At 78.5% G+C, this 1,613-nt stretch carries 3 protein-coding genes; all 3 read left to right on the top strand.

Annotation, left to right across the window (positions count from 1 at the left end; genetic code table 11):
- Window positions 1-705: chymotrypsin family serine protease (locus HLB09_RS16810; protein WP_171204441.1), on the top strand; the 705-nt coding region annotated here is incomplete at its 5' end.
- Window positions 706-773: 68 nt separating this feature from the next.
- Window positions 774-1,034: a hypothetical protein gene (locus HLB09_RS16805; RefSeq protein WP_171204440.1), complete on the top strand. Its 261-nt coding sequence runs from the start codon at window positions 774-776 to the stop codon at window positions 1,032-1,034.
- The coding region (locus tag HLB09_RS16800) for a saccharopine dehydrogenase NADP-binding domain-containing protein (RefSeq protein ID WP_171204439.1) at window positions 1,031-1,613 on the top strand (583 nt) is incomplete at its 3' end. The genes HLB09_RS16805 and HLB09_RS16800, both read left to right, overlap by 4 nt.

Raw genomic sequence — 1,613 nt, 5'->3', positions numbered from 1 at the left:
CGCCCCGGCCGGTGGGCGGCCGAGGTGCTCCAGCAGCGCGAGCGGCCGCTGCGGCCGGGCCTGTCGGTCGCCCAGCGGGCCGTCACGGCGGGCACCGTAGGCGGCTTCGTGGCTCGACCCGGCGACCCGGCGCGCTACCTGCTGTCGAACAACCACGTGCTCGCCGACTCCGACCGCGCCGCCCCCGGGTCGGCGGTGCTGCAGCCCGGCAGCGCCGACGGCGGCACGGCCGCGGACGCGGTCGGCCGGCTCGCCGTCGCCGTCCCGCTGCAGCTCGACGGGCCGAACGTCGTCGACGCCGCCCTGGCGGTGCTCGACGACGACGTCGAGATCGACCCGACCTACCCCGTGGGCGCCGTCACGACGACCAGCGCCGCGGACGACGGGCTCGTCGTCGAGAAGGTGGGGCGCACCACGGGCCTGACCCGGGGAGCGGTGACGGCCATCGAGCTCGACGGCGTGGCCGTCTCCTACCCGAGCGGGGTCGTCACCTTCGACGACCAGGTGGAGGTCACCGGCGCGGACGGCGCCTTCTCCGCGGGCGGTGACAGCGGTTCCCTCGTCTACGACCCCGTGACCCGGACGGCTGTGGGCCTGCTCTTCGCCGGCAGCGAGCGCGGTGGGCCCGGCGGGGCGGGTCTCACCTTCTGCAACCCCGTCGACGCGGTGCTCGAGGCGCTGGGCGTGCAGCTGCTCGCGCCGTAGGCGCTCGGCCGGGCGGTGCCGGCGCCGGACGCGTGGTGGCGCGACGCCGGGCGGTGCACACTGCCGGGATGAGCCAGCCGTCCGGTGACGGTCTCCCCGGGGCCAGCCGGGACGCCGCCCGCGCCGCCAAGAGCCGCCTGGCGTCCTCGCTCGCCGGTGACCGCCGGGTCAACGGTGTCGGGGTCGTCCGGTGGGCCGTGGGCACGTCCGCCGCCGCCTACGGCGTGCGCGTGGGCGTGGTCGCCGAGGACGACGCGCCCGAGGTGCCCGCCGAGGTCGACGGCGTCCCGGTGCGGGTGGACGTCGTCGGACGCATCACGGCGTCGTGACGGCCGGACGGAGCGCCACCGGGGCGGGCCGTGACCTCGACGTCGTCGTCCTCGGGGCCACCGGGCTGACGGGCCGTCTCGTCGCGCGTCACCTGCACGAGCGCTCGCGCGCCACCGGCGCGCGCTGGGCCGTGGCCGGACGCAGCCCTGACCGGCTGGCCGCCGTGCTGGACGAGCTGGGCGCGCCCGACGTGCCGTCCCTCGTGGTCGACCTGCGGGACGAACCGGCGCTCGAGCGCGTCGCCCGTCGCACGCGGGTCGTCCTCGACCTCGCCGGCCCGTACTCGAGGACGGCGGACGCCGTCGTCGCCGCCTGCGTGCGGGGCGGCGCCTCCTACGTCGACCTCAGCGGCGAGGTCCCCGCCGTCGCGCGCACGGTCCGCACCTGGCACGGGCCCGCCCGCCGCGCCGGCGTCCGGGTCGTGCAGGTCAGCGGCTACGAGGCCCTGCCCGCCGACCTCGCCGTCCTCCTCGCCTGCCGGCGCGCCGAGGAGGCCGACGCGGTCGGAGGGCCTGCCTCGGCGCAGGTGGCGGACGGCGCCCGCGCGGAGGGCTCCGGTGCAGAGGGCCCCTCGGCGG

Origin of the sequence: Pseudokineococcus marinus, from assembly GCF_013004605.1 — a bacterium.
GTDB classification, from domain to species: domain Bacteria; phylum Actinomycetota; class Actinomycetes; order Actinomycetales; family Quadrisphaeraceae; genus Pseudokineococcus; species Pseudokineococcus marinus.
Note: the sequence above shows the minus strand (reverse complement) of the source record. Positions and strands in the feature narration are given on the sequence as shown.

Excerpts from the sequence above, each read along its gene's own strand:
- HLB09_RS16805 (WP_171204440.1), top strand. The coding sequence starts at position 774 with ATGAGCCAGCCGTCCGGTGACGGTCTCCCCGGGGCCAGCCGGGACGCC.